24 protein-coding genes are annotated in these 24,975 nt (G+C 60.8%); 17 read left to right on the forward strand and 7 right to left on the reverse strand.

What is annotated here, in order from left to right:
* The first annotated feature begins 4 nt into the window (after nt 1-4).
* Nucleotides 5-880: an alpha/beta hydrolase gene (locus ACIOWA_RS10150; protein WP_401159620.1), complete on the forward strand. Its 876-nt coding sequence runs from the start codon at nt 5-7 to the stop codon at nt 878-880.
* Here the strand turns inward: ACIOWA_RS10150 and ACIOWA_RS10155 are convergent.
* Nucleotides 874-2,223, reverse strand: a complete 1,350-nt coding sequence (locus ACIOWA_RS10155) for an MATE family efflux transporter (RefSeq protein WP_401159623.1) — start codon at nt 2,221-2,223, stop codon at nt 874-876. The two genes, ACIOWA_RS10150 and ACIOWA_RS10155, sit on opposite strands and share 7 nt — an antisense overlap.
* Nucleotides 2,224-2,323: 100 nt before the next feature.
* Nucleotides 2,324-2,617: a hypothetical protein gene (locus tag ACIOWA_RS10160; RefSeq protein ID WP_339431857.1), complete on the reverse strand. Its 294-nt coding sequence runs from the start codon at nt 2,615-2,617 to the stop codon at nt 2,324-2,326.
* A 148-nt stretch (nt 2,618-2,765) separates the two neighbouring features.
* Between ACIOWA_RS10160 and ACIOWA_RS10165 the strand changes: the two genes are divergently transcribed.
* The 5 genes from ACIOWA_RS10165 (at nt 2,766) to ACIOWA_RS10185 (ending at nt 7,192) form a co-directional block, all read left to right on the forward strand.
* Nucleotides 2,766-3,068: a MazG-like family protein gene (locus tag ACIOWA_RS10165; RefSeq protein ID WP_221732792.1), complete on the forward strand. Its 303-nt coding sequence runs from the start codon at nt 2,766-2,768 to the stop codon at nt 3,066-3,068.
* The gene (locus tag ACIOWA_RS10170; RefSeq protein WP_339431858.1) at nt 3,068-3,817 is read left to right on the forward strand and encodes a methyltransferase; all 750 of its coding nucleotides are present in this window, start codon (nt 3,068-3,070) and stop codon (nt 3,815-3,817) included. Before ACIOWA_RS10165 ends, ACIOWA_RS10170 begins: the two co-directional genes overlap by 1 nt.
* A gap of 12 nt (nt 3,818-3,829) precedes the next feature.
* Nucleotides 3,830-4,441: a DUF4136 domain-containing protein gene (locus tag ACIOWA_RS10175; RefSeq protein WP_339464617.1), complete on the forward strand. Its 612-nt coding sequence runs from the start codon at nt 3,830-3,832 to the stop codon at nt 4,439-4,441.
* A 54-nt stretch (nt 4,442-4,495) separates the two neighbouring features.
* Nucleotides 4,496-5,053: a DUF4136 domain-containing protein gene (locus ACIOWA_RS10180; RefSeq protein ID WP_401159628.1), complete on the forward strand. Its 558-nt coding sequence runs from the start codon at nt 4,496-4,498 to the stop codon at nt 5,051-5,053.
* A 141-nt stretch (nt 5,054-5,194) separates the two neighbouring features.
* A complete protein-coding gene (locus ACIOWA_RS10185; RefSeq protein WP_401159631.1) occupies nt 5,195-7,192 on the forward strand; it encodes a pilus assembly protein TadG-related protein in 1,998 nt (665 codons plus the stop codon).
* On the opposite strand, the gene ACIOWA_RS10190 is transcribed toward ACIOWA_RS10185, so the two are convergent.
* Complete coding sequence (locus ACIOWA_RS10190) at nt 7,177-9,924, reverse strand: PAS domain-containing protein (protein ID WP_401159634.1); 2,748 nt, start codon at nt 9,922-9,924, stop codon at nt 7,177-7,179. The genes ACIOWA_RS10185 and ACIOWA_RS10190 overlap by 16 nt on opposite strands.
* Entirely contained in the window at nt 9,921-10,361 is a 441-nt protein-coding gene (locus ACIOWA_RS10195; protein ID WP_339431863.1) for a TadE/TadG family type IV pilus assembly protein, read from the reverse strand. The genes ACIOWA_RS10190 and ACIOWA_RS10195 overlap by 4 nt, the downstream gene beginning before the upstream one ends.
* Before the next feature lie 75 nt (nt 10,362-10,436).
* Here ACIOWA_RS10195 and ACIOWA_RS10200 point away from each other — a divergent pair, with 75 nt between their 5' ends.
* Entirely contained in the window at nt 10,437-10,907 is a 471-nt protein-coding gene (locus ACIOWA_RS10200; protein ID WP_401159637.1) for a prepilin peptidase, read from the forward strand.
* Between the two features lie 125 nt (nt 10,908-11,032).
* Entirely contained in the window at nt 11,033-11,809 is a 777-nt protein-coding gene (locus ACIOWA_RS10205) for a response regulator transcription factor (protein WP_339431865.1), read from the forward strand.
* Nucleotides 11,810-11,846: 37 nt separating this feature from the next.
* Here the strand turns inward: ACIOWA_RS10205 and ACIOWA_RS10210 are convergent, their stop codons facing one another.
* A complete protein-coding gene (locus tag ACIOWA_RS10210; protein WP_401159640.1) occupies nt 11,847-12,254 on the reverse strand; it encodes a response regulator in 408 nt (135 codons plus the stop codon).
* 59 nt (nt 12,255-12,313) lie between these two features.
* Nucleotides 12,314-12,517, reverse strand: coding sequence for a Flp family type IVb pilin (locus tag ACIOWA_RS10215; RefSeq protein ID WP_221732782.1), 204 nt, complete (start codon nt 12,515-12,517; stop codon nt 12,314-12,316).
* A 339-nt stretch (nt 12,518-12,856) separates the two neighbouring features.
* Between ACIOWA_RS10215 and cpaB the strand changes: the two genes are divergently transcribed.
* From cpaB to ACIOWA_RS10260, 9 genes are all read left to right on the forward strand, one after another.
* Complete coding sequence (gene cpaB / locus ACIOWA_RS10220; RefSeq protein ID WP_339538189.1) at nt 12,857-13,804, forward strand: Flp pilus assembly protein CpaB; 948 nt, start codon at nt 12,857-12,859, stop codon at nt 13,802-13,804.
* Between the two features lie 21 nt (nt 13,805-13,825).
* A complete protein-coding gene (locus ACIOWA_RS10225) occupies nt 13,826-15,076 on the forward strand; it encodes a type II and III secretion system protein family protein (protein ID WP_339431869.1) in 1,251 nt (416 codons plus the stop codon).
* A complete protein-coding gene (locus ACIOWA_RS10230) occupies nt 15,073-16,263 on the forward strand; it encodes a pilus assembly protein (protein WP_221732779.1) in 1,191 nt (396 codons plus the stop codon). Before ACIOWA_RS10225 ends, ACIOWA_RS10230 begins: the two co-directional genes overlap by 4 nt.
* The gene (locus ACIOWA_RS10235; protein WP_339431871.1) at nt 16,260-17,531 is read left to right on the forward strand and encodes a CpaF family protein; all 1,272 of its coding nucleotides are present in this window, start codon (nt 16,260-16,262) and stop codon (nt 17,529-17,531) included. The genes ACIOWA_RS10230 and ACIOWA_RS10235 overlap by 4 nt, the downstream gene beginning before the upstream one ends.
* A 10-nt stretch (nt 17,532-17,541) precedes the next feature.
* Nucleotides 17,542-18,426: a type II secretion system F family protein gene (locus tag ACIOWA_RS10240; RefSeq protein ID WP_339431872.1), complete on the forward strand. Its 885-nt coding sequence runs from the start codon at nt 17,542-17,544 to the stop codon at nt 18,424-18,426.
* Nucleotides 18,423-19,313 (forward strand): type II secretion system F family protein, encoded by an 891-nt coding sequence (locus ACIOWA_RS10245; RefSeq protein WP_221732776.1) that lies wholly within the window; start codon nt 18,423-18,425, stop codon nt 19,311-19,313. Before ACIOWA_RS10240 ends, ACIOWA_RS10245 begins: the two co-directional genes overlap by 4 nt.
* A 10-nt stretch (nt 19,314-19,323) precedes the next feature.
* Complete coding sequence (locus tag ACIOWA_RS10250) at nt 19,324-20,013, forward strand: hypothetical protein (protein WP_339431874.1); 690 nt, start codon at nt 19,324-19,326, stop codon at nt 20,011-20,013.
* Nucleotides 20,014-20,024: 11 nt separating this feature from the next.
* Nucleotides 20,025-20,303 carry a DUF3613 domain-containing protein gene (locus ACIOWA_RS10255; protein ID WP_339464623.1) on the forward strand — a complete coding sequence of 93 codons (279 nt, stop codon included), beginning with the start codon at nt 20,025-20,027 and terminating at the stop codon, nt 20,301-20,303.
* 340 nt (nt 20,304-20,643) lie between these two features.
* Nucleotides 20,644-23,040, forward strand: a complete 2,397-nt coding sequence (locus ACIOWA_RS10260; RefSeq protein ID WP_339464625.1) for an autotransporter outer membrane beta-barrel domain-containing protein — start codon at nt 20,644-20,646, stop codon at nt 23,038-23,040.
* 138 nt (nt 23,041-23,178) lie between these two features.
* Here the strand turns inward: ACIOWA_RS10260 and ACIOWA_RS10265 are convergent, their stop codons facing one another.
* Complete coding sequence (locus ACIOWA_RS10265; protein WP_401159648.1) at nt 23,179-24,849, reverse strand: ShlB/FhaC/HecB family hemolysin secretion/activation protein; 1,671 nt, start codon at nt 24,847-24,849, stop codon at nt 23,179-23,181.
* Nucleotides 24,850-24,975: the final 126 nt, after the last annotated feature.

Below are 24,975 nucleotides of genomic sequence, written 5' to 3' on the forward strand. Positions count from 1 at the left end.
GCGTATGGCAGGTTTTTTCCGGCAAGGGTTCGGCGCAATGCTGGGGGGCGTGTTGCTGTTGGCACTGAGCGGTTGTTCACCGGTCAAACTGCTCAATGCGCTGACCCCGGACACCACGTTCGACAAAACCACGGGCATTGCTTATGGCGACGATCCCCGGCAGAAGCTCGATGTGTATGTGCCGCATCATGCGTTGCCGGATGCGCCGGTGGTGGTGTTTTTCTACGGTGGCAGTTGGAACAGTGGCGAGCGTGAAGACTACACGTTTGTCGGTGAGGCGCTGGCATCGCGGGGGATAGTCGCGGTGGTGGCGGATTATCGCTTGTATCCGCAGGTGCGTTACCCGCAGTTCTTGCAGGACGGCGCCCGGGCGGTTGCCTGGACCAAAACGCACATCCGCGAGTTTTCCGGCAATCCGCAGCGCTTGTATCTGATGGGCCACAGCTCCGGTGGCTACAACGCGGCGATGCTGGCGCTGGACAAGGACTGGCTCGCGGCGGTGGGCATGTCGCCCGGTGACATCAGCGGCTGGATCGGTCTGGCCGGGCCTTATGATTTTCTGCCGATCAAGAATCCAGACGTGCGCCCGGTGTTTTTCTGGCCGGACTCACCGCCGCAATCGCAGCCTATCAATCACGTCAGTCGCCACGCTCCACCGGCTCTGCTGATCGCCGCGAACAAAGATGATCTGGTCAACCCGACACGCAACACCGGCGGCCTTGCGCGCAAACTGCGCGAGGTCGGGGTGCCGGTGCAGGATTTGTATTACTCGCGGCCCAATCACATAACGCTGGTGGCGACGCTGTCACGGCCACTGCGTCGACTGGCGCCGGTGCTTGATCAAGTGGTCGGGTTCATCGAACACACGCCGACTCAGTGAGTCGCGCCGCTGAACCAACCGTCGTTGCGCTTGAGCCAGAGGGCTTGCGCGCCGAGGGTGAGACTGCGCAGCACCATGAACAACAGAAACGTTATCCACAGACCGTGATTGCCCAAACCTTGCAGCGCCCACGCGAACGGCACCAGCAGTAGCACTGTCAGCAGCATGCCGTTGCGCATTTCGCGCGCACGGGTGGCACCGATGAACAGACCGTCGAGCAGGTAACTCCAGACCGCAATCAACGGCAGCACGGCGAGGTAGGGCAGATAAACGAACGCCGTGTCGCGCACGCTCTGGATGTTGGTCTGCATTTCGATAAACACATGCCCCGCCAGCAAAAACAGCGTGGCGAATCCGAGGCTGGCGATCAGCGACCAACCGCCGGCCACCACCAGAGAACGGCGCAACGCGAGGCGATCACGGGCACCGATGGCGTGTCCACACAACGCCTCGACCGCGTGTGCCAGACCGTCCAGCGCATGAGCAGTCAGCAGCAGGCCGTTGAGCAGCAATGCGTTGGCCGCGACAGTGGCATCGCCGAGACGAGCGCCTTGCACGGTGATCATGAAAAACACTGATTGCAGCGCCAGGCTGCGGATGAAAATGTCGCGATTGACCGCCAGTAGCGGGCGCCAGCTCTGCCACACCTTGAGGGCGGCCCAGACAATATGCCCCGGATAGGCGCGCAATGCTTTGCGGGTCAGCATTAGCCCCAGAAGGGCACCGCTCCATTCGGCGATCACGGAAGCCCGAGCCGAGCCGACCACGCCCCAGTCCAGCCCCATGACGAACCACAGGTTTAGCACGATGTTGATCAGGTTGGTGGTCAGCAGTATCGCCAGCGGCGCCCGGGCGTTCTGCGTGCCGAGGAACCAGCCGACCAGCGCGTAACTGGCCAGCGCGGCGGGCAAGCCGAACAACCGGGTGTGGAAAAAGTCGCGGGTCAGTTGATCAAGTTCCGCCGACGGTTGCATGAAGTGCAACGCCACGCCGCTGAACGGTACGCCCAAAGTGCCGAGCACCAGCGACAGTCCCAGCGCCAGCAGCAGACCTTGCAACAGAATTTGCCGCAACGCCGCGCCATCACTGCGCCCGGCCGCTTGCGCGGCGAAGCCTGTGGTGCCCATGCGCAGAAAACCCATGGCCCAGGCGAGAAAGGTGTACAGGCTGGCGCCCACCGCCACCGCACCCAATTGATGGGCGTGAGGCAGGTGGCCGATGACGGTGCTGTCGACCAGCGCCACCAGTGGTACGGAAATATTGGAAAGGATCATCGGCGCAGCAAGCGCCCAGACCTTGCGGTGAGTCGGGCGATCACGCCAGTCGGCAATCAGGTTGGACATGCGGGCTCCTTGGGGGAGCGGGGATTGTAGCGATTGATGCGGGTTGCAAGGCGATCAATTGTGGGGGCGAGCCTGCTCGCTCCCACAGGGTTTTGCGGTGTCAGTGGATGATCCAGCTCAGCAGCCATAACCCCAGCAGCAACCAGATGATCCCGGCAATGATCGATGCATTCATGAATGCGCGGATCGCGGACCACAGCAGCATCAAGCCGACGATCAGCGCGATGATGCTGATGATCGACGTATCCATGCCCAAGGTCCTGGCCAAACCGTCGACAAAGTTGCCGCCGGCATTGCTCAACAGGTTGAACAGCCCGCTGAGGCCATCAACGATAAAGCGGATGACCGAGCCGAGTGCCTGGCCGAGCCATTCGAAAAAGCTTTCTACCTGCATGTGTGCATCCTGATGAAAGAGCTGAGCCTTGGGCCACAACGTGGGTGGCCGAGTTCCCTGCAACTATAGAGGGTTTGCCTCAATCCTGTGACAGCCCCTTGCCTTCAACCGGCATCCCCCCGAAGCTATACGCCTTCAGGAGAGCCCGATGAACCTTGTTGAACTGACCGAACGCCTGCACGCCATTCGCGACCGCAATGACTGGCGGCAATTTCACAGCCCGAAAAACCTCGCCATGGCCGCCAGTGTCGAGATGTCCGAACTGGTGGAAATCTTCCAGTGGCTGAGCGAAGACCAGTCGCGTCAGTTGCCGGCGGACAAACTGGCCCACGCCGGGCAGGAAGTCGGCGATATCGTCCTGTATCTGTTACTGCTGTGCAGCGAGTTGGGGTTGGACATGAATGACGTGGTGCGCAGCAAGCTCGCCGACAGCGAACGGCGGTTCAGCTGATGAGCGACCGGCATTTCGATCAGTTGGCGACCCGTTTCGCCGAAAAAATCTACGGCGGTGCCAAAGGCGCGATTCGCCTCGCAGTGTTGCAGGCGGACCTTGCCGAAGCGCTGCCGGATCGACCGTTGCGCGTATTGGACATCGGTGGCGGGTTGGGCCACATGTCGCTGTGGCTGGCCGAGCGCGGGCATGATGTGACCTTTACCGAGCCGGCCGAGCCGATGCTTGAAGGTGCGCGCCAGCGGTTTGCCGATGCCGGGCAAACCGCGACGTTCATTCAGGCGCCGTGGCAGGAACTGCTCGGGCAACTGACCGAACCCTATGATCTGGTGATCTGCCACGCGGTGCTGGAATGGCTGGCCGAACCCCACGCGATCCTGCCGGTGTTGCATCAACTGACCACGCCCGGCGGCTGGCTGTCCCTGGCGTTCTACAACCGTGATGCGCTGATCTACCGCAACCTGCTCAAAGGCCATTTCAAGAAGATGCGCAAGAACGTCATGGCCGGCGAAAAACAAAGCCTGACCCCGCAGATGCCCCTCGACCCACGGGAACTGGCGACGCAACTCGCAGGCCTGTGGCAGGTCGAAACCCAAAGCGGGGTGAGGGTGTTCCACGATTACATGCCGGTCGAATTCCAGGCCCGCGCCGAACTCGTGGATTTGCTCGAGATGGAACTCGCTCACCGTCGTCACCCAAGCTTCGCCGGGCTTGGGCGTTACTTGCACTGGATCTGCCGGCCGATCTGATCGGAGCCTGAAATGAACGCTCAATGCGGGTTATTGCTGATGTGTCTGGGGTTGGCCGCCTGCCAGGGCAACAACCCCTATGTGGCGCAGTCGCTACCCTTGCCGCCCGCGCCGCCGCAAGCGGCCAACACCTTTGATCGCAGCGCCTACCCGGCGCCACCACGCGATTACGGGCGTTATCGCAGTTGGGCGTGGCTCAACGGACAATTGCCACCCGGCACCGCGTGGGCCGATTCGGCGCAAGTGGCCGAAGCGGTCAGCAATGGGCTGGACCAGCGCGGCTTGCGCCCGTTGCATGACAACCGCCCGGCCGACCTGTTGGTCAGCGCCCGTCTGAGCCTGCAAACCCGCCTGCGCCAGGTGCAGGACAACAGCGGTTACTACGGCGGATACGGCGGCTATGACCGTTATGGTCGCGGTTACGGGATGTACAACACGGTGCCCATCGTGCGCACTTATCAAGAGCAGGTAGTGGTGGTGCAGGTCGACTTGTTCGATGCCGGCACCGGTCAACCGGTCTGGAGTGCCAGCGCCGAAACGGCGGACAACGGCAGCCAGATCGATCGCACCGATGCCATTCGCGAGGCTGTGGAAAAAGCCTTGTCGGCGTATCCTCCGAGTTAGCGCTCAGCAATGGGGGCGCTGTCGCAGGTTCATGTCTTCAACCGGAGAAATTCCATGTTCCGCCGTCTCGTTTTACTGGCCATGGCCGCGCTGCTCAGCGCCTGCGCCGTCAACCCGGTCAATCATGACTTCGATGCCAGCCGCGACTTTGCCGCGTATCGCAGTTGGAGCTGGAAAGAGCCCGCCCTGCAATACCGCCCCGATGACCCTCGGATCAGGAGCGACCTGACCGAACAACGCATTCGCCAGGCGGTCGCCGATCAACTCGATCAGCGCGGCTTGCGCCCGGCCACGGCCGGCGCCAAGGGTGATTTGAGTGTGCAGACTTACCTGATCGTCGAGGATCGTCAGCAGCAAGTGACGACCAACTATGGCGGCGGTTGGGGTGGGCCGTGGAATGGTTACTGGGGCGCGCCGATGTACAACGAAACGCGCAACATCACCTACAAGGTCGCGACCCTCCAGATTGACCTGCTCGATGGCAAGGACGGCAAACTGGTGTGGCGCGGCAGCGATGAGCGCATGCTCAGCAGCACCCCCAACCCGGCGGATCGCAGCGCTGCGGTTCGAGAAACGGTCGGCCGGATTCTGGCGAACTATCCACCGCGCTAACCCATCCTCAGGTTGACGCCATCCCACAGGGTTCGTCGTCAGGTGACGTGGCGTTCTGCCAGCCGTCTCGCTCAGCCCCGTCTACACTCAACTCCATCAATGGAGGTAGCGCTCGGCAGTGCGCCGGCAAAGGAGTGCGGCATGTCGCCTCGTTCGCAGTTCAATGGTCCGGCCCGGCAGCGGGGGGCAATCGGTTTGATGGCGGCGCTGACCCTGGGGTTGGCGCTGGTGTTGATGCTGGTGGTGGTCGACAGCGGTCGGCTGTACATGGAACAGCGCAAGCTGCAGCGAGTCGTCGACACCGCGGCGCTTGAGGCCGTGAGTCGCGGTGGTAGTTGTCAGTCCGGTCTGACCGCTGCCAGTTACGCCGGGCAAAGCGCCGTGCGCAATGGCTTCGCCGTCAATGCCAGTAACACTCTGGCGACGACTTGCGGCACTTTGCTTACCGGGCCAACCGGTCTGCGTACCTTCACCGTCAGTGCAACCCAGGCGACCGCCATCAAAGTCGCCGCCAGTCACACCGTAGCCACCAGTTTTGCCAATGCTGTGTATGCGTTGTTCAGTGGGGCGTCGGTCAGCCTCAATACCGTACTTCGTGCTGCTGCCGTTGCTGCCCAGCCACAGCCACCGGTTGCCCAATTGAGCATCCGCAGTACGCTGGGCAGTATCAACACAGCGCGATCGAATATTCTGAACCCAGTGTTTTCGGGGTTGCTCGGAGGCAACGTCAACCTGACGTTACTCGGCTGGGACGGGTTGCTCCACACGGACATCAATCTGCTCAAATACCTGGACCAACTGGCGATCAACCTTAATGTGGCCGCCGGCGATTACACCCAGCTACTCAACACCCAAGCCTCGGTGACCCAGCTGATTCAGGCCGCTGCGACCGTAGTTCAGGCCAATGGTGCGACTGCCGAAGTGATTACCGCTCTAGGCAACCTGCAAGCGGCGGCGCTCAGTGCCGCCCCCGTCAAACTGGGAGACATTTTACAACTGCAGACCGGCACCACATCGGCCGGGCTGGATGCCGACGTGCAGTTGCTGCAGCTGATTCAGGGCGTCGTGCAACTGGCGAACAGCAAAAGCGCGGTGGCTGCGACATTGCCAATCAGCGTGCTTGGGCTGGCGAATGTCACGGTGCGGGTCAAAGTGATCGAGCCGCCGCAGTTTTCCGCCATCGGCAATCCGGCGTTGGCCAAGATCAACCCCACCGGGCCTGACCGGATTTATGTTCGCACTGCGCAGATCCGCACGATGCTGTCAGTGAATCTGCCGGTGCTGACTGGTGTGAGCGGGCTGAGCAACGCAGTGCTGGGGCTGGTCGGTACTTTGACCCCGACTCTCAATTCACTGTTGAGTCTGAACCTGGTCGCTACGCTCAACTCGGCCGCTTGCCTGCTGGGTGCCGGTTGTCAGCAACTGGATCCGAAATTGTTGCCGTCGCCCCAAATCGATATCAGCCTGGATGCCGGTGGCGCCACCAGCTACGTCACTGACTACACATGCCCAACCGGCACCAGCGGCACCAAGAGCCTGACGGCTCATACCACCACGTCTATTGCTGATCTCAAGGTCGGCAAAATCGATCCGACCAATGCCTTTTCATCGGCCGCCGAACCCACGGTTACGCCTTTGCCGTTGATCGACCTCGGCATTGTGACCTGCCACAAGATTCTGGGGATCGGCAGTTGTGATGCCAGCACCCATGTTCAGTATGGCGCCGGCGGCATCGCGATCATGGCCAGCACCAGCGTGGCGGGCAGTACTCAAGATCTGCTTTATTCCAGCACTACACCTTTCCCAATACCGGCCAACCTTAAACTGCCGCCGAGCACGTTGTCCGCCACGCCCTCCAGCAATGTTGTCGGTAGCCTGGCGAGCACTCTGGCCGGTATTAATCTGATTGTTTATAAGCCGCAAGGCGGTAACCCGTTTGGTGCCATCGTTGCGGGCGTTGCCAGTTCGATAAGTGATGTCGCCAGCATTCTCCAACCGCTGATCACCAACCTGTTGAGCCCGCTGCTCGATCCGTTGCTCAACAACTTGCTAAATAGTCTTGGCATCAACCTGATGGCTGTCGATGTCGGCGCCAATATGACCTGTGGCCAGACCGGCAAGGCCTATCTGGTGATCTGATCGTCCTCGGCCATCGGCAGTTCGATACAAAACCGCGCGCCCTCGTCACCATTGCGCACGCTCAGGCGTCCGCCCATGTTGTCGACGATGCCGTAGCTGACCGACAACCCCAACCCGGTGCCGACGCCGACCGGTTTGGTGGTGAAAAACGGTTCGAAAATCCGTTCAATCAAGCGCGGGTCAATACCGCCACCGTTGTCCTCGACCCATAGCCGCACCACATGCTCATCGCACTCGGCATAGACCGCGATCCATGGCTGGAAGTCGCGGTCAGCCTCGCGTTTGCCGAGCAAGGCGTCGCGGGCGTTGACCATCAGATTGATCAGCACCTGCTCAAGTTGATCGACGTAACCGCGCACCTGGACTTCAAAACCGGCCTCTTTGATACGCAACTCGACGCCTTTACCGCGCAAGCCCTCGGACAATAGCGACAACGTGCCTTCAATGGCGTCGAGGGGGTTGAACGGATGCTGTTCGATTTCCGAGCGGCGCCCGAACACGCGCATGTGATCCACCACCCGCGCTGCCCGTTGAACCTGGGCATCGATGCGATTGAGCTTGTCGGTCAGGTAGTCGATCTGCGCGTCGCCATTGTTCAAGCGCTTGAGCACATTGACGATGGCCATGCGCATCACGTTCAGCGGCTGGTTGATCTCGTGGGCCAGGCCGGTGGCCATTTCGCCGAGGGTGGCCATTTTCGCGCTCTGGGTCAGTTGTTGTTGCGAGCGGCGCACCTCGGTGTTGTCGCGACCCACGGCTTGTACCTCGATCAGTTGCCCGTGTTCATCGAATACCCCGCGATCCGACCAGACCCACCACGCGTGTTCGCGGCCGGGCAGGCGCAGATTGATCTCGGCGGTGCTCACTGGCAGTTGCGGGGTCAGTTGCGCCAGGCGCTGGACGAACGCCTGGCGCTGTTCGTCCGACATCCAGTTGCCCAGATTTACCCCGGGCAACTGCTCCGCTGTGCATTCCAGATAAGTCGCCAAGGGCCGGTTGCCGAAGGTCAGGGTCAAGTCCGGGCGATAGCGGCAAATCATCGCTGGGGAATCTTCCACCAGCATCCGGTAGCGCTCTTCGCTGGTCTTGATTTGCTCGGCGGCGAGGGTCGCTTCGGTGACGTCCAGCCATAAACCCACGGCCTCGACCGGCAGGCCCAAGTCGTCGCGCAGCAGTTTGGCTTCGTCGAGCAGCCAGTGTGCGTTGCCTTGGCGGTCGAGCATCCGATATCGCGCGCTCACCGAGCCTTCGCGCAGCAACTGCCGCGTGCGTTCGAAATAGCGAGGACGGTCTTCGGGGTGTATGTGTTCCACCAGTCGGCCATCGTCACAGTCGGTCAGCGTCCAGCCCAGCAAGGGTTGCAGGCTGGCGCTGAAGAAGGTGGGTTGCAGCGCCCCCTCGACGTAGCGTTGCACGTAGATCACGGCGGGGGCGCTGGCGATCAGATTGTCCAGGCGTGCATGGGCGGCGGCGGCCTGTTGCTGTTGATTCTTGATGTCGCTGATGTCGAGCATGAAACCCACCAGCCTTCGCTCGGCGCCGATGCCCAAAGAGCGACCTTGCAGGCGATACCACAGCGGCTGCGGTTGATCGCTGCGTTGCAGGCGCACGCATACTTCCAGCGGAGCGCCCTCATCCTGCAAGGCTTGCAGGCGACTGCGCAGCTCATCGCGGTCGGCAGGATGCACAGGGGCGAACCATTCCTGAATCGGCAACCGTTCAAGCGTCACACCCAGGCTGGCAGCCAGTGCCGGGGCCAACTGTATTTCGCTGCCGTCGTGGGTCATCTCCCACCAACCCGTACCGAGCAATGCTTGCAGAATCTCCAGGCGCTCCAGTTGCTGGTGATGGTGATGCTCGCGCAGGCGCTCCAGCAGAGGGGCGGCGACGGCAGCGGCCAACAGCAGCCAGTCGTGATCGTTCAGGTCCGGCGCCTGTTGCTTCGCGTTGTAGCCTGCGCAAAGCAACCACGCCGCCACACCTTGGGCATCGCGGTAAGGCACGGCGAAGCTTTCGTCGAGACCGAACAGCGCACTCAGGCGTGGTTGTTCGCTGGCCAGCAAGCGTTGTGGTAACGCACCGTTGAGGCTGTCGAGCCCGGTCCCCAATCGTTGCTGGTCATGCCACATCTGCGGTGCATCTGGCGCGGCGTAGTGCTGATGAATCTGCCAACCCAGGCCTTGCTCATCGAGCAGGGCCACTGCCAGACATGGAATGTGCAACTGCTGGCTCAAGCGTTGCAGTTGTTCGCCAAGCACATCGGGCAGGCGCGCAAGGCTGCACAAACGCAACTGATCGCGCATCTGCGTGGCCAGCCACTGGCATTGCTCACGATTGCGCGCCTGAAGCCGCTCACCCAGCAAGTCACCGATGTCCAGCAACTGCAAAAGCCAGCCATCGCCCTGGGCCTGCACCCAGCCGCGCAAGTGCAGCGGTGCACCGTTCTGGCTGAAAAAATCGAGGTCGAGCAATTGTCCTTGCCAGTCGGCGGGGCGACCTTCTATCGCCAGGCTGCTGTAGGGCAACACATACTCCAGCAGATGCGCGGGCTGGGGGCCGGACATCCGCTGCGCCAGCACATGGCGCAAGGGGCCGCTCAAATGATTGACGTGGCCTTCGCCGTCCAGATACAGCTGCAGGCCGACACTCGGCACCACAGGGCTGTCCAGAGGCTGTGGCGTCTCGGGTTGTCGATTGAGCAGGCGAGCGAACAGCTTGTCACCGGAACTCAAAATTGCAGGCTCGAAGACGCGCTCAATGTCACTGGCAGACGCGGCACCGAACCGATGCCGGGCAGCACCAGAAACGGCAGCGCCTGATTGAGCTTGGCGGTGGGGTAGTTGACGGTCACCGTCAGCACGCCGCCGACATAGGTGATGTTGCTGTCGGTGGCCGCATCGAAATTCAATGCGCCGGGCAGCCAAGCCAATTGGCGGGTCAGCTCGGTACGGGCGGTGGTGATGACGGTGGTTGAGTAATCGGCAGAGGCCGGATCCAGCGCCACGCTGCGGCGCACGGCCTCGGCAGTGGACTCATTGAACGACTGCATCAGCAACAGCGGCAGGCTGTAGCTGACCAAGCCATAAAACACGGCGAAGAACACGATGAACACCAAGGCGAACTCGATGGCGACAGCGCCTTTTTGCTTGCGGGGGAGGCTGGATTTCATGAGTGCGTCTACCCTGACATTCACTGCTTAATATCAGCATAGAATCATTCAGCCAAAACGGACGTTTTTTACCGCATGCACAGCTTTGTCCTACTGATCTGGCTGACACTTTGCGCGGCGCAGGATGCCCGACAACGGCATATCGGTAACGGCCTGACTTTGGGTGTTGGAGGGTTGGCCACCGTTTATCTACTGACGACCGGCAACACTTGGCTCGGCGCCGAACCGGTTCAGGGAGCCTGGGCGGTGCTGCTGGCCCTGGCGTTCACCCTTCCCGGTTATGCGCTGAAACGTTTTGGCGCAGGCGATGTGAAACTAATGACAGCCTTTGGCGTTGCGACGGACGGTGCTCACTTGCTCGGCGTGTTTATCGGCGCAGCGCTTGCCAGTGCACTCTGGGTCCTGTTGGCGCCAAGGCTCTGGTTGCATATGAGTCAAAGGCTTAGAGAACGTCTTCGATATATGAGGCCTGAAGCGTCAAAAAAGCTGCCATTTGCACCGTTCGTGCTGGCAGGCTCAATGCTCACCTTGTTGTGGCTCCATTAGTCGCGCCTTGCCACTACTGCTATGTACATAGTCGGAAAGTGGGTCTACTTTCAAATCAGTGTTTGTACGGCAGCGTACTGTAAGTACAGGAACGGTCAGCCTTTGGCCCGAGCATGGAGTGGCATGTGAACGAGCTTACATCTGTTGTAAAGGTGCTGGTGGTCGACGATCAACCGCTGATTGTCGAGGAACTCTGCGAATTCATCGAGAGCAGTGGCTACCGATGTGTGCCTTGCGAGTCGAGCAAGCAGGCCATTGAACAATTCACCGAGGACACCGCCATTGGCCTGGTGCTGTGCGACCTGCACATGCCGGACATGGACGGCATTGAACTGGTGCAGGAACTGCAGCGTTTGTCGGGTAAACATCGGGTCTTCGAGGCCATCATGCTGACCGGGCGCGCCGACAAGCAGGACGTGATCAAGGCCTTGCGTGCCGGCATTGCCGATTACTACCAAAAGCCCATTGACCTGGACGAACTGCTCGAAGGTTTGCAGCGTCAGGAAGCGGCATTGCGGGAACGGCAGAAAACCCTGCAGTTGGGCCACCTCAATCAAAAGCTGCAATACCTGTCCGAGTCGATCGACGATCTTTACCAGGACCTCGACAAAGTACGCCGCGGGCCTTCGACGGTGAGTGAAGAGGCGTCGGGTGATGGCGAGGGGGTGGAGATACCGGAAATCTTCAATCAGTTGTCGCCCCGCCAGATCGATGTCGCACGGTTGGTCGGCAAGGGCCAGACCAACTATCAGATTGCCTGTGAACTGGGGATTACCGAGAACACGGTCAAGCTCTATGTCTCGCAGGTCTTGCGCCTGACACACATGCACAATCGCACCCAATTGGCGCTGGCGTTGTCGCCGAGCAATTCGGGTATGCGTCATCGGGTGACTGCGCATTGATCCCCTCTGACCCCGGTGTTATGCGGGGTCAGCTACCTCAAACGATGTGGGCTTTGGACTTGGGAAACAGGTTGTCCAGGGTTTCCAGCAACCGTACGTGATAGATCGGTTTACGGAACAGGTCCAGCACCTGCAGGCGCAGCATATCGCTGACATCCTCCATGTCCGCATGCCCGGACGTGACGATCACCGGCAGATGCTGGCGTGAGGTGTGTTCACGCAGCCGCTTGATCAGCGACATGCCACTTTCTTCGGGCATGCGCAGATCAGTGATCACCAGGGCGATATCCGGGTGGCGGGTCAGATGGTGCAGGGCCAGCTTCACCGACGTGGCGGTATGACAGGTGAAGCCTTCACCCTCCAGCAACTCTGCCAGCTCCAGCAGTGCGTCTTCTTCATCGTCGACGAGGAGCAACTGCTGGCGCGGGGAGTATGAAGAGTTCATGGGCAACACCTGCAATGGACTGAGTGCTGACGGTAGAACCCAATGGGCGCGTTTACAAGTTATCCGCCCAGCGCGGTCTGGATCGAGGTCAGAATCGCCGTGACCTGAGTACCTATGCCCGTCCCGAATGCGGCAATCACCAGCGCCACCAAGCCGACGACCAGCGCGTACTCGATGGCGGACGCACCTTCAGTGTCTTTGCCCAAGCCTTTGAAGAGGGCGAGGTGAGATTTGATTTTTTGAGCAACCTTGGAATACGACATAAGCAATCTCCTTGGGGCACACCAGGTGTTGCGCGTTCGCAACATGATTTCCCTGTGCCACCCTCAGCATTGTTGGCAATTGCCACCCCTTCAACTGTAAGAACGGATTAACACCTAAGTAGTAGGGCGCCGTTTAACGGCAGAAAACGACATTTGGCGCGTTAGACCTCTACTTTTGCTGGATATTTCCCACTTCGTAATGGCGTTTTGTTCTGCCTGCGCTACGGTTAAATAGCGAAATAGTTACTTGTTCATAGCTGCCTGATTGCGAAGTTATCTCGTTGGAATTCACGGGACATTGCATGAGAGACAAAGCGATGCGGGAAAGGGAGAGCCGTCATGAACAGTCGCGTCACTCTGGGTCTGGCCGGGTTGTTACTGGCGGGCGCCATCATTGCCGGATATTGGGGGCTTACCTTGAGCCGGGCACCGGTCGCTGAACCGGTCGCTACCCCCGCCACTGAGCCTGTGGTGCCGTCAGCCGTCAAAACCGAACCTGTGGAAGACCCGACGCGTCAGCCCGTCGTCGTACTGCTGCGAGACATCCCGCCGTTCGTGAACATCACCGCCGCCGACGTTGCCGTGGAAAAACTGCGCACTGCGCCTGCCGGCAGCCTGGGCAATGTCAATCAAGTCATCGGCCGTGCGCCTTGGCGGCACTTGAGCGCCGGCAGTTGGCTGAGTGACGAAAGCTTCGAATCCGGCAGCTCACTGGCCCGCATGATTCGCCCCGGCGAACGGGCGGTGGCGGTGGCGGTGGACGAAGTCATCAACGCCGGCGGGCAATTGGCCCCCGGCGATTACGTCGACGTGCTGCTGTTTCTGCGCAAGGACGAAAACAATCCACAGCCCTCGGCACAACAAGTGGTGTCGGCGGTGCGTGTGCTCGGCGTCGGCAACCAGTTGGGCCTGACCAACGACGGCCAGCCTGCAGATCCCGCACGCAGTGATGAGGAGCGACTCAAACAGGAACAACAGCGCCTGGCCGCCCGCAGCGTGCTGCTGGCCGTGCCAGAGACGCTGGCCAGCCGCTTGATGCTGGCGTCCAGCGCTGGTGTCTTGCGCCTGGCCGTGCGCAGCGCCGATGAGCAGCAACTGGCGAAATACTGGGCGGGCGAAAACAATGTCGCAACCCAGCTCGACACGCCTCGCCGCGAACTGATCGAGTTCAGTCAACTGTCCCAGGCCCCGCCGCCCAAACCCATGGCCGTGGCCGGCCAGCCCGGCCCACGCAAACCCACCGTTGAAGTCATCCGCGGTGCTGAAACCGCCCAAACCACACCCTGAATCGAGCAAGGACGCCTTTACATGCGCATACGCTTTACGCCTCTGTTCAACGGTTTGCTCTGGGCCTCGCTGCTGAGTGTCACCTCGATCGGCAGCGCCGTCGCCGCCACCGGCAATTGCGCCGCGCTGGGGCCATTGCCCTCGGTGCTGGAAGTCGGCGAAGGTTTGCAGCAGGCGTTGCAATCGCCGGTGGCGATCACGCGGGTCGCTGTAGGCGATCCGAAAATCGCCGACGTGCGTGCCACCGGCGATAAGGCCGTGTTGCTCACAGGCGTTGGGCCCGGCGCAACCACGCTGATGATCTGGACGGCCTGCGCCAGTGCTCCACGGCAAAGCATGGTGTTCGTGCAAGGTAAGGCCAGTGCAGCGATGAAGACCGTTTCCCTGCCGGCCACGGATGATCCGACCTTGCCCTCGCAGGTGCAGACTGACATACGTTTTGTTGAAGTCAGCCGTACCAAACTCAAAGAGGCCGGCACTTCGATTTACGGCAAGGGTTCGAACAACTTCCTGTTCGGCACTCCGGGCACGGTGCCCGGCACCGGAGTCAGGCCGGGTACGGTGCCGATCACTGCGCCGAACATTCCCTTGGCCAACGACATGTTCAACATTGTCTGGGGCGGCGGCAGCAGTAAATTTCTCGGCATCGTCAATGCATTGGAGGGCAGCGGTTTCGCCTACACTCTGGCGCGACCCAGCCTGGTGGCGTTGAGCGGTCAGAGCGCGAGTTTTCTGGCCGGTGGCGAAATCCCGATCCCGGTGCCCAGTGCCAACAGCAACAGCTATTCCATCGAATACAAGGAATTCGGCATCCGTCTGACGCTGACCCCGACCGTGGTCAGCCGTGACCGCATCGCCCTCAAGGTCGCCCCGGAAGTCAGTGAACTGGACTACAACAATGGCGTGACCATCGGCGGCACCACGGTGCCGGCCTTCACTATCCGCCGCACCGATACCAGCATCTCGCTGGCCGACGGCGAGAGCTTCGTAATCAGCGGCTTGATCAGCACGCAAAATGCTTCCCAGGTGAGCAAATTTCCAGGGCTGGGTGACATTCCGGTGATCGGCGCGTTTTTCCGCAATTCATCGATCAACCGCGAGGAGCGTGAACTGCTGATGATCGTCACCCCGCACCTGGTTCAACCCCTGGCGGTCAATGCACCACTGCCTTCGCTGCCCGGGGAAAAACTGCGCAACTACGACCCCAACTGGTATCGCCTGTACTTCCTTGAAAACGGCAACTTCGATAAACGCAGCGGATTATCGCAATGAGCCAGAGCCTGAATCAGACCTTCCTCGCCATCACCCGAAACGACACCGATCTTGAGTGGCTGCAAGGCGCGCTAGCACCGCTGGGGCAGGTGGTCAGTGCCGGTGGCGGCAGTCTTGATGAGCTGCTGGCGCTGGTCGACGTCACCTGCGCCAGCCTCGTCTTCGTCGGGCTCGACCCCGAACATCTGGTGGCCCAGAGCGCGTTGATCGAAGGCGTTCTGGAAGCCAAACCGATGCTCGCCATCGTCGCCCTCGGTGACGGCATGGACAATCAGCTTGTACTCAATGCCATGCGGGCCGGCGCGCGAGACTTTGTTGCCTACGGCTCACGTTCCAGCGAAGTCGCCGGGCTGGTGCGGCGCCTGAGTAAACGTCTGCCGGCGGTGACGCCGAACACCCCGTTGGGTGGGCTGACGGTGCTCTACGGTGTGCAAAGCGATGCGGACGGCGCACTACTGGCCAACCATATGGCGCTGGTGGTGCACAAGAGTGGTCAACAAACCCTGTTGCTGGATCTGGGGCTGCCCCACGGTGACAGTCTGGCCTTGCTGGGGCTGGAGAGTTCCTTCCATTTCGGCGATGCGTTGCGCCACTTGCGACGCCTCGACGCGACCCTGATCGACAGCGCCTTCACCAGCACCGAAGCCGGTCTGCGCATTCTCGCCTATGCCCCTGCCGATGAGCCGCTGGAGCGCACCAGCACTGCGGAGCTGTACATGTTGCTCAGCGCCTTGCGCCAACACTTCCAGCACATCGTGGTCAACCTCACCGGCCAGCCTGACAGCGAAGCGCTGCGCACCTTTGTCAGCCATTGCGACAAGTTGCTGTGGTACACCGACCAGAACGTGCTCGACTGCCGGCGCAATCTGGCGGTGCTGAACCAGTGGCGCGAGAAAGGCGTGAAACTCGACCACGGCCGCTTGCTGGTGGATCGCTACCTGCGCAACGTTGCGCCCGACTCAGAGGCACTGGGCAAAACCTTCGGCCTGGAAGTGATCGCCGTGCTCGCCTACAGCCCGGAACTGCGCCTCAACGCCAAAAATCAAGGCGTGACCCTGTTCGAACTGGCGCCGCGCGAAGCCCTCAGCCAAAGCCTGCGCACCCTCGGCGAGCGATTGGCAAAACGCTCTGAAGGCCTGACCAAACCGAAGGTCACCTGGTTCGACCGCTTGCGAGGCACCTCATGAACGGCGAGCAATTGTTTGGCGGCCCACAGCGCCAGGCGACCGGTAATACCGATCACGATGGCCTGAAACTGGTGCTGCACCGCTACATCATCGACGCCATCGAAGAGTCCGGGAAAAACCTGCTGGAGGGCTCGCGGCAGGTGCTGGCGCAATTCGTCATCGACAAAGTCGCCGAATACATCGCACGCCTGCACCTGGCGATTTCCCGTTATGAAATGGAGCGTCTGGCCGAAGAAATCGTTGATGAACTGACCGGCTTCGGCCCGCTCGAAGTGCTGCTGCGCGACAGTTCGGTGACGGAGATTCTGGTCAACGGCCCGCACAAAGTGTTTATCGAACGCGATGGCCTGCTGCACCTCAGCGACCTGCGTTTTATCGATGCTCACCACGTCGAGCGCGTCATGCAGCGCATCCTGGCGCCGCTCGGTCGGCGTCTGGACGAGTCGTCACCGATGGTCGATGCGCGCCTGCCCGATGGCAGCCGGGTCAACGCCATCATCCCGCCGATTGCCCTCGACGGCCCATGCCTGTCGATCCGCAAGTTTCGCAAGGACATGCTCAAAAGCACTGACCTGATGGCGATGCAAACCATCGATCAGGCGATCTACGATTTCATTCAGGAGGCGGTGGGCAAGCGCTGCAACATTCTCATCAGCGGCGGCACCGGTACGGGCAAAACCACGCTACTGAACATTCTCAGCCAGTTGATCAACCCCAGCGAACGTCTCGTCACCATTGAAGATGTCGCCGAATTACAGCTCGGCCACCCGCATGTCGTGCGTCTGGAAACCCGGCCACCGAATGCCGAGGGCCATGGCGAGGTCAAGGCCAGCGACCTGATCCGCAACGCCCTGCGGATGCGTCCCGACCGGATCATCCTGGGCGAGATCCGAGGCGTCGAAGTGGTTGATGTACTGACGGCGATGAACACCGGTCACGACGGCTCCATGAGTACCGTGCACGCCAACAATGCCCAGGATGCCTTGCTGCGCCTGGAAACCCTGGTGGGCCTGACCGGTCGCGCCATCGCCGAACGCACCCTGCGCCAGATGATCTGCGCCGCGCTGGATGTGGTGATTCAACTGACGCGCCTGCCCGATGGTCGGCGCTGCGTCAGCGAAGTGGTGGAAGTGGTGGGCGTGCGCGAGGACGTCTATGTCACCAACACCTTGTTCCGCCTCGACCGGCGCACAGGCGTCGGTTTTCTGCGTGAGGCGGTCAACCCGGCCGGCGACAAGCTGCGCCACGAATCGACGCTCGCGCACTGAGGGCCACGGCATGCTTAAACCGCTGCTGCTGTACTTGCTCAGTCTGGCGTTGTTCGGGCAATCCATGCGTCTGTTCTATAAGGCATGGCGTCTGAGCGGTGCCACTCGTGTAATGGAGCGATTGAATGAGGGACTGCCGCATGAAAACGCCCCCCCAACGCGTTGGGCTGGCCTTGAACGGGCCTTCTTGCGCGCGGGCCTGGGGCGGCCGACCGAACGTCTTGGTGCATGGGTCTTGCTCTGGATGTTCGCCATCGTGCTGGGTCTGGCGCTCGCCGGATGGATCGGCGTACTGGTGATGGTGGTGTTGCCGCCAGTGGCCGTGCGGTTGTACGTCAGTTGGCGCTACCAACGGCGCTTGCGACGGATGATCGAGCAACTGCCGCAACTGCTCGACTACACCGTGCGCAGCCTGAAGTCGGGTCGCACGTTGGCCGACGCGGTGCTCGGTGGCATCGAGGCCAGCGAAGAACCGCTGAAAAACGCCATGGGCCGGGTGCAGCGCAACGTCCAGTTGGGGGTGAGTTTGCCGGACGCGGTGTCGGATCTGGCCGAACTCTACGAGCGAGACGAGTTTCGTCTGTTCGCCCTCGGCCTCAAGGTCAATCATCGCTATGGCGGCAATGCCAGTGAGTTGCTGGAAAACCTGATCAAGATGATCCGCGAACGCGATCAGGCTGCGCGCCAATTACGCGCCATGACCGGTGAAACCCGCCTCACCGCGTGGGTGCTGGGATTGTTGCCGATTGCCATGGCCGGGTATTTCCTGATGGCCAATCCGGTTTATCTGGTCGCCATGTGGCACGACCCGTCCGGGCAGCGAATGCTCGCCACGGCGTTCGGCATGCAGGTGATCGGCAGTCTGTTGCTCTGGCGGATGTTGCGCAGCCTATGACGACGCCTCTGATGATCAGCGCCTTGTTGTTGCTCGGCGCCGCCGTGTTACTGATCGCCCATCTGCTGGAGCAGCGTCGCCGCGCGCGGCAAATCATCCGGCGACTGGACGGCGACCTGATTCGCGAAAACAGCCTCGGCAACCTGTTGCAGTCGCTCGGCGAGAGCAAGGTCGGGCAGCACAGCGTCAAGCTCGACAACGAAACGCAAACCCTGCTCAGCCGTCTCGGCTGGCGCAGCGCACGCCAGCGTTCGCTGTTCGCTGCGTGTCAGATCGGTGCGCCGTTGTTGATGCTGGCCCTGGCAGTGCTGTTGCAATCGGTGTTTTTCCCCACCGTGGAAAAACAATGGATCGCGCCGTTGTTCGCCCTCGGCGTCGGCTACCTGCTGCCCAAGCGGTTGCTGGTGATGGCCGTTGCCCAGCGACAGAAACAACTGGCCAGTGAGATCGGCACGTTTATTCCGTTGCTGCGCATCCTCTTCGAGTCCGGCATGGCCGTGGAGCAGGCACTGCGTGTGCTGAGCCATGAAGGCCAAGCGTTGCTCCCCGTGCTGACTCATGAGTTGCGCCTGGTGCTGGCCCGGGTCGACTCGGGCCTTGAACTGGGCGAAGAACTGAACAAGGCCACGCAACTGTTGGCGGTGGATGAGTTCACCGACACCTGCGTGATTCTCCAGCAGTTGCTGCATCAGGGCGGTGGGGCGATGAAATCGCTGTTGTCGCTCAAGCAACTGCTCGATGACCGGCGCCTCACGCGCCTGCAGGAATACATTTCGAAGATGTCGGCAAAAATGTCCGTCGTGATGATGCTGTTTCTCTTCCCTGCATTATTGATCGTCCTGGCCGGCCCGGGCTTCACCGCCCTGGCCAAGGCATTGGGGGCATGAAGGAGTGGTGATGAAAGCAATGATGGCTGGTGTTTGCCTGTTGTTGCTCGGTGGCTGTGCCAACACCGGGCAAAACCCCTGGGAGGCGCTGACCAGCAGCGCCAGTTGCGGCAAGTTGAGTTCCGATCAGCAACTGTCGCTGAACCTGGCCGACGACATGGCCAACGAAGGCAAGCTCCACGCCAGTCTGGCCAACCTGCAAAGCCTGCCGGACAACCTCGCCGATGTGCGTCTGCGCAAGGCCAGGGTTTACCGCTTGCTCGGTCGCAGCGAGGCCCAACCGTTGTATCGCAGCTTGCTCGGCACCTGCCTGGCGGCCGAAGCCGAACATGGTCTGGGCCAACTCGCGGCCGCGAAGTCCGACTACGGCCAGGCGCAGGCGCACCTGCAACGCGCCGCACGCCTGGCCCCGACCGACGAAAAAATCCGCAACGATCTGGGAGTGGTCTACCTCAATCAATTGCGTATCGAAGATGCGCGTTTTGAGTTTCTCACCGCCATGGAACTCAAGCAGAGCGATCAATTGGCCGCACTGAATCTGGTCACGCTGTTGCTGTATCAGGATGACTGGAACCGCGCCGCCGAACTGGTCAGCCGTCTCGGCCTGAGCCCCGCACAGTTCAGCGAAGCACAGAGCCGCGCGGAAAAACTCAAAGTGCCGAGCCCATCTCCCGCCGCCGTTACGGCGATGCTCAAATAAGGAGACCCGCGATGAAAGCCATCATTGTTTGCCTGGGCTTGCTGGCCCTGCCGCTCACCAGTCACGCCATCGACGCCGGCCCGGCCTCGGCCCAGCAACAGGAAACCGAAGGCTGGCTGCTGCTGCAAAGCCGCAACAAAGTGGCCTCGCCCAAACCTCAGACCCAGACGCCGACTGAGCGCGAACTGGTGATGCAGCGTTGGCTGAAAAGCTACCAGCATGAGATCCCGCCGTTTTTCGATCAGGAGCAGGGTGGCAAGGTCAGCAGTGGAACGGGTGGCGGCGGCTGACAGTATTCAACAGGCTCGCCGCGTCATCGTTCTTCGCGAGCAAGCCCGCTCCCACAGGTTGAAATGCATTCCACGATTTGAAATGCATACCCCTGTGGGAGCGGGCTTGCTCGCGAAGAGGCCCGTCCATACGATCCATCTCATGCTGGATGCATTCCGATATAGATACCGCCTTAAATATTGACGCCATCGCATTGACGTTTTAGTGGTGTCAAAGTGATGGCTCGTGTAGATTTCACCGCGCCCGAACCAGGTGGTCTGGTGGGGTCGGTAGGGATGCCTGATTGAATGTGTGAGCCCTGCTGAAACTGTTTTTTGGTTGTTTCGGAAGGGAATCTCTTTGAATACCGTTCGCTTGCGCCACTCGTTGCTGGCGCTCTCCATTGCCGCCGCTGTGCACACCGGCAACGCTGTCGCCGATATTGATTACGACATCAGCACCACGCCGTTGGACAGCAATCTGCTGAACACCACCGGATTGGTCGACCTGCACGGCAACTTGAACGCCACACCCGTGGCAGCGCCGGGGCTGACTTTCGGCGCTCAATTCAAGGGGCTCAGAGCACGGCAGTTGCGCAACAATGACAGCATCCGCATTGACGGCGCCACTCACGGTGTTGGCATCAACCTTGGTTCCTCAGGTTCGGTGGACAGCAACATCACGCTGAGCCTGATCAACGACGGCTCGATTTCTGTACATGGGTTGGCTGGGGCGGGGAGCTCAACCGGTATTTCCGATATCGGCAGTACGGTGGGCAGCGCCGTTATGAATACCGGCAGTATCGATGTCAGCGGCGCTACCTCCAGCGGCGTGATGCTGGTGCATACGAACATGGGCTCGTTCCTTAACACCTACAGCGGCACCATCAGTGCCAGCGGCACGGATGCGCTGGGGGTATTTCTCGATGGCGCGACAGTCAAGGGCAGTATCAGTAACTACGGGACGATTCGTGCCAGCGGTGCCAATGCCGAAGCGCTCAATCTGGAGGGGGTCACCTTCGATCGTGCGTCGAGTCCAGGCACGTTCATGTTGTTCAACTACGGCACGATTTCCGGCGAGTCCATCGGCGTGCACGTCAGCGGCCAACCGGCCGGTGGCAGTCCTTTCAGCATTTACCAACTGACCGGTTTGATCGAGGGTGGTAAAGCAGCCATTCAAATCGATGACGGCGAAAGCTATTTCAATTTCTTTGGCGGCACCGTGAAGGGTGATCTGTTAGGGCTGACCGGTGTAAAAATCGACGGCGATGCAATTTTTGACGGTTCGACCATCAAGTCCGGCTACGTCACGATCGAAGATGGCACGCTCACCTTGATGCGACCGCATACCACGATCATTGGCGACTTCGACATGGAAGAGTCCGACTCCGTGCTTGAAATGTACCTGGGTAATGACACCAACCCGTCGCTGCCAGTGTTGAAGGTCACGGGCACTACCGATATCGCACCGGGCGCACAACTGCGACTTCTCGCACGCTCCGGTGATTTTCGCGTGACCCCGGGCGGCACGCGTTACACGTTGATCAGTTCGGGCAATCTGATTGGTGGCAACAACCTGACCGTGACGTCCTCCTCTGCGTTGCTGGATGTGAAGAGTTTCGGTGTCACGAATAACGACATTACGTCCGTGGTGACGACCAAGTCGAGTGAGGTCTTGGCCCAGAACACCTTGGCGGTTGGCGGCAGTCGCAACGCGGCAACAGCGATTGGGCGCTTCTCCAGCGTCATGTCGCAAATCGATGAGCAGGACCCGGTGTTCCAGGCTTTCGCCAACGCGAGCACAGATGCGCAACTGGCACAGTTATCCGAGTCCCTCAGCCCGGACGTCAGCCGTGGTGTGCTGCACGCCGCCACCAACAGTCAGACGCTGGTTTCTGGCGTGATCAACGAGCGCTCCAGCCGTGCGCGTAATGCAATCGGTTCGACGGAGAGAGGCGTGTGGCTGCAAGCCTTGAGCAACGACGCCAATCAGGACGAACGCCGTGGCGTGGCCGGTTATGACGCCGACAGTCACGGGATTGCCGTGGGTGCAGACGGCCAGTTGAACGCCGACACGATGGTGGGCCTGGCTTACAGCTACCTCGACTCGAATGTGAAGTCTGATTTGGGCAGTAAGACCAAAGTGACTGGTCACGCGCTGACCGTGTACGGCAACTGGGTGCATGACAACTGGTTCGTCGATACCTCGTTGATGTACGGGTGGAACGACAACGAGTCCAAGCGCTACATCGCCGGCACCCGCGCCAAGGGTGATTACCACAGTGATGTATTGGGCGTGAGTGCCTTGGCCGGATACAGCCTGCGCCTGATCCCGGATGTGGTGCTTGAGCCGCAGGTCGGCGCGCGCTACGCCCATGTGGGGATGGACTCGTACCGCGAGAAGGGCAGTGCTGCGGCGTTGAATGTCGGCAGCCAGCGTTACGAAGTCGGTGAGCTGGGCATGGGCGCGCGTCTGGCTGCCGCGTTTGCTGTTGGCACCGGCAGTCTTGAACCTGAAGCGAAGCTGATGGCCTGGCATGACGTGATTGGCGATAAGGTCTCCACCACCTCATCGTTTGTCCTGGGCGGTGACTCTTTTACTAGTCGCGGCACTACGCCTGTGCGTGACAGCTATGAACTGGGCCTGGGCGCCAACTACCGAATGGGCGCGTGGAGCGTCGGTGGTTCCTACAACTACGTGACGGCCAGCGGGTTTGACTCCGATGGTTTCACGGCGAAAGTGCGCTACGCGTTCTGACCCCGCCTCGACACCGCGTCATCGTTCTTCGCGAGCAAGCCCGCTCCCACAGGTTGAAATGCATTCCACGATTTGAAATGCATACCCCTGTGGGAGCGGGCTTGCTCGCGAAAGCGTTCTGACAGGCGCCAGCCGTTTCTATAGCTGATAACTGAAACTGATGCTGTACCGTGCCCGGCGGTTGAACGTGTCCAGTGCTTCATCCGACATTGCCTTCGCTGCCTCCAGCGAAATGTTGTAGTACTTGGCATCGCCGAACCTCAGCCCGACTGCCGCCGACGACAGATTGTTGGCCTGCACCGGCAGTTTATTGAACCAACTGCGCGAGCGATCGAGCACCACGTAGGGTTGCAGGATGCGCAGCCAGTTGCCGTCGCGGTTGAAGCTGTAGTTGACCTCGTACGCCACCCCCCAGCCCTTGTCGCCGGACGCCTGATCGTCGGGGTAGCCGCGACCGAAATTCTGCCCGCCAAATACCGCGCGTTCGCTGTCGGGCAAGGTGTCGTCGCTCCAGTACAACGCGGCCGAGAGCACGCCTTGCCAGTTGTCGAGGAACTTGTCGCTTTGCACCCCGGACAGGCGCAGACGCAAGAAATTGAGGTCCAGCGCGCTGTTGTTGGTTTTCGCCCCCATGCTGTCCAGCCCTTGATACAGGCCGCCGCTGAGGATGCGCAGTTGCCGGGCATCGGCCTTGCGCCAGTCGCTTTCGAAGGCGAGGGCGCGGATGTCGGTGCGCTCCTCGACGCTCAGCGGGTAGCCGATCACTTTATAGCGGGTCTTGTCGTTGACCGCGTAGAGCCGCGAGCCGGCGGTCAGCAGTTCGTTGGACGCTGCAATCAGCGGCAGGGTGAAACCGATCGAGTAGCGATCATTCTCACGGTGCGGTTTGAGTTGCAGGCCATTGTCGAGCAACACGTTGGTGCCGGGGTCGGCACGGTAGCGTGAGGCGGACAGGGCGAGTTGCGTACCCTCGCTGTCGAGGAACTGGTTGTAGTCCAGGCGATAGTAATGCTCGTGGTCGTCACCCGGTGGGAACAGACCGCTGAGGGTCAGTTGTTCGCCCATGGACGTTTGCGAGTTGCTGCTGACGCCGAGCAGGGCCTGCGTGCCGTTGCGGTTGTCTTCGGTGGTGCTGAGTGTGCTGGTGAACGGTTTGCGGCTGGCCTGGGCGACCAGCGTCGTGGCGCCATCGGTGGTGCCGGGTGGCGGCACCTGGGCCTGAATGGTGACGCCGGGAATGCGCGTCATCAGCGTGGTGTAGCGCTCGAAAGTCTTGCGGGTCAGTGGCCGTTCGGCCTGGATTTTCGCCGCCAGTTTGTCGAGCAGGCCTTTGACCCGGCCGACGTCGCCCTGCATTTGTATGTCGCGAACATAGCCTTCGACCAACACAACGCGCGCCACGCCGTCGTCGAAACTTTGTTGCGGCAGGAACGCGTAGGACAGCAGATACCCATCCTGCTGGTAGCGCCGGGTGATGTTGCGCGTGGCTTCGATCAGGTCGGCGAGGCTGCTCTGGTGACCGATCAGCGGTTTGTAGATGTCGGCCAATTCGTTGAGCGGATAGATCGTGCCGCCTTCGATCTGCACGGTCTTGAGATTGACTTTGGTCTGCATCATCAATGGCTGTGCGGCGGCTGCGCCGGGGTCAGGCACTTGCAGCGGCGTAGCCGTCGGACGATAGGCGTCTGCCGGTAGATTGGGTACGGGCAGGTTGCGAATGGTTTCGTTGCTATTGAGGAAGCTGGGGAGGGTGTCGGCGAGGGCGGCGGAACTGAGACTGAGGAACAGCAGGGATGCCATAAAGCGCATAGGACACTCCGTGGTCAGATCACAGCGCAGGGCTGATGTTCTCCTAAGAAAAAAGCGGAAGACTCGTAGGAATCTTCCGCCCTCAACCAAGCGTAGGCGCTGTAGGTGCGGCCGTCGAATCGGCCA

Origin of the sequence: Pseudomonas sp. NPDC087614 (assembly GCF_044743485.1) — a bacterium.
Classification (GTDB): domain Bacteria; phylum Pseudomonadota; class Gammaproteobacteria; order Pseudomonadales; family Pseudomonadaceae; genus Aquipseudomonas; species Aquipseudomonas baetica_A.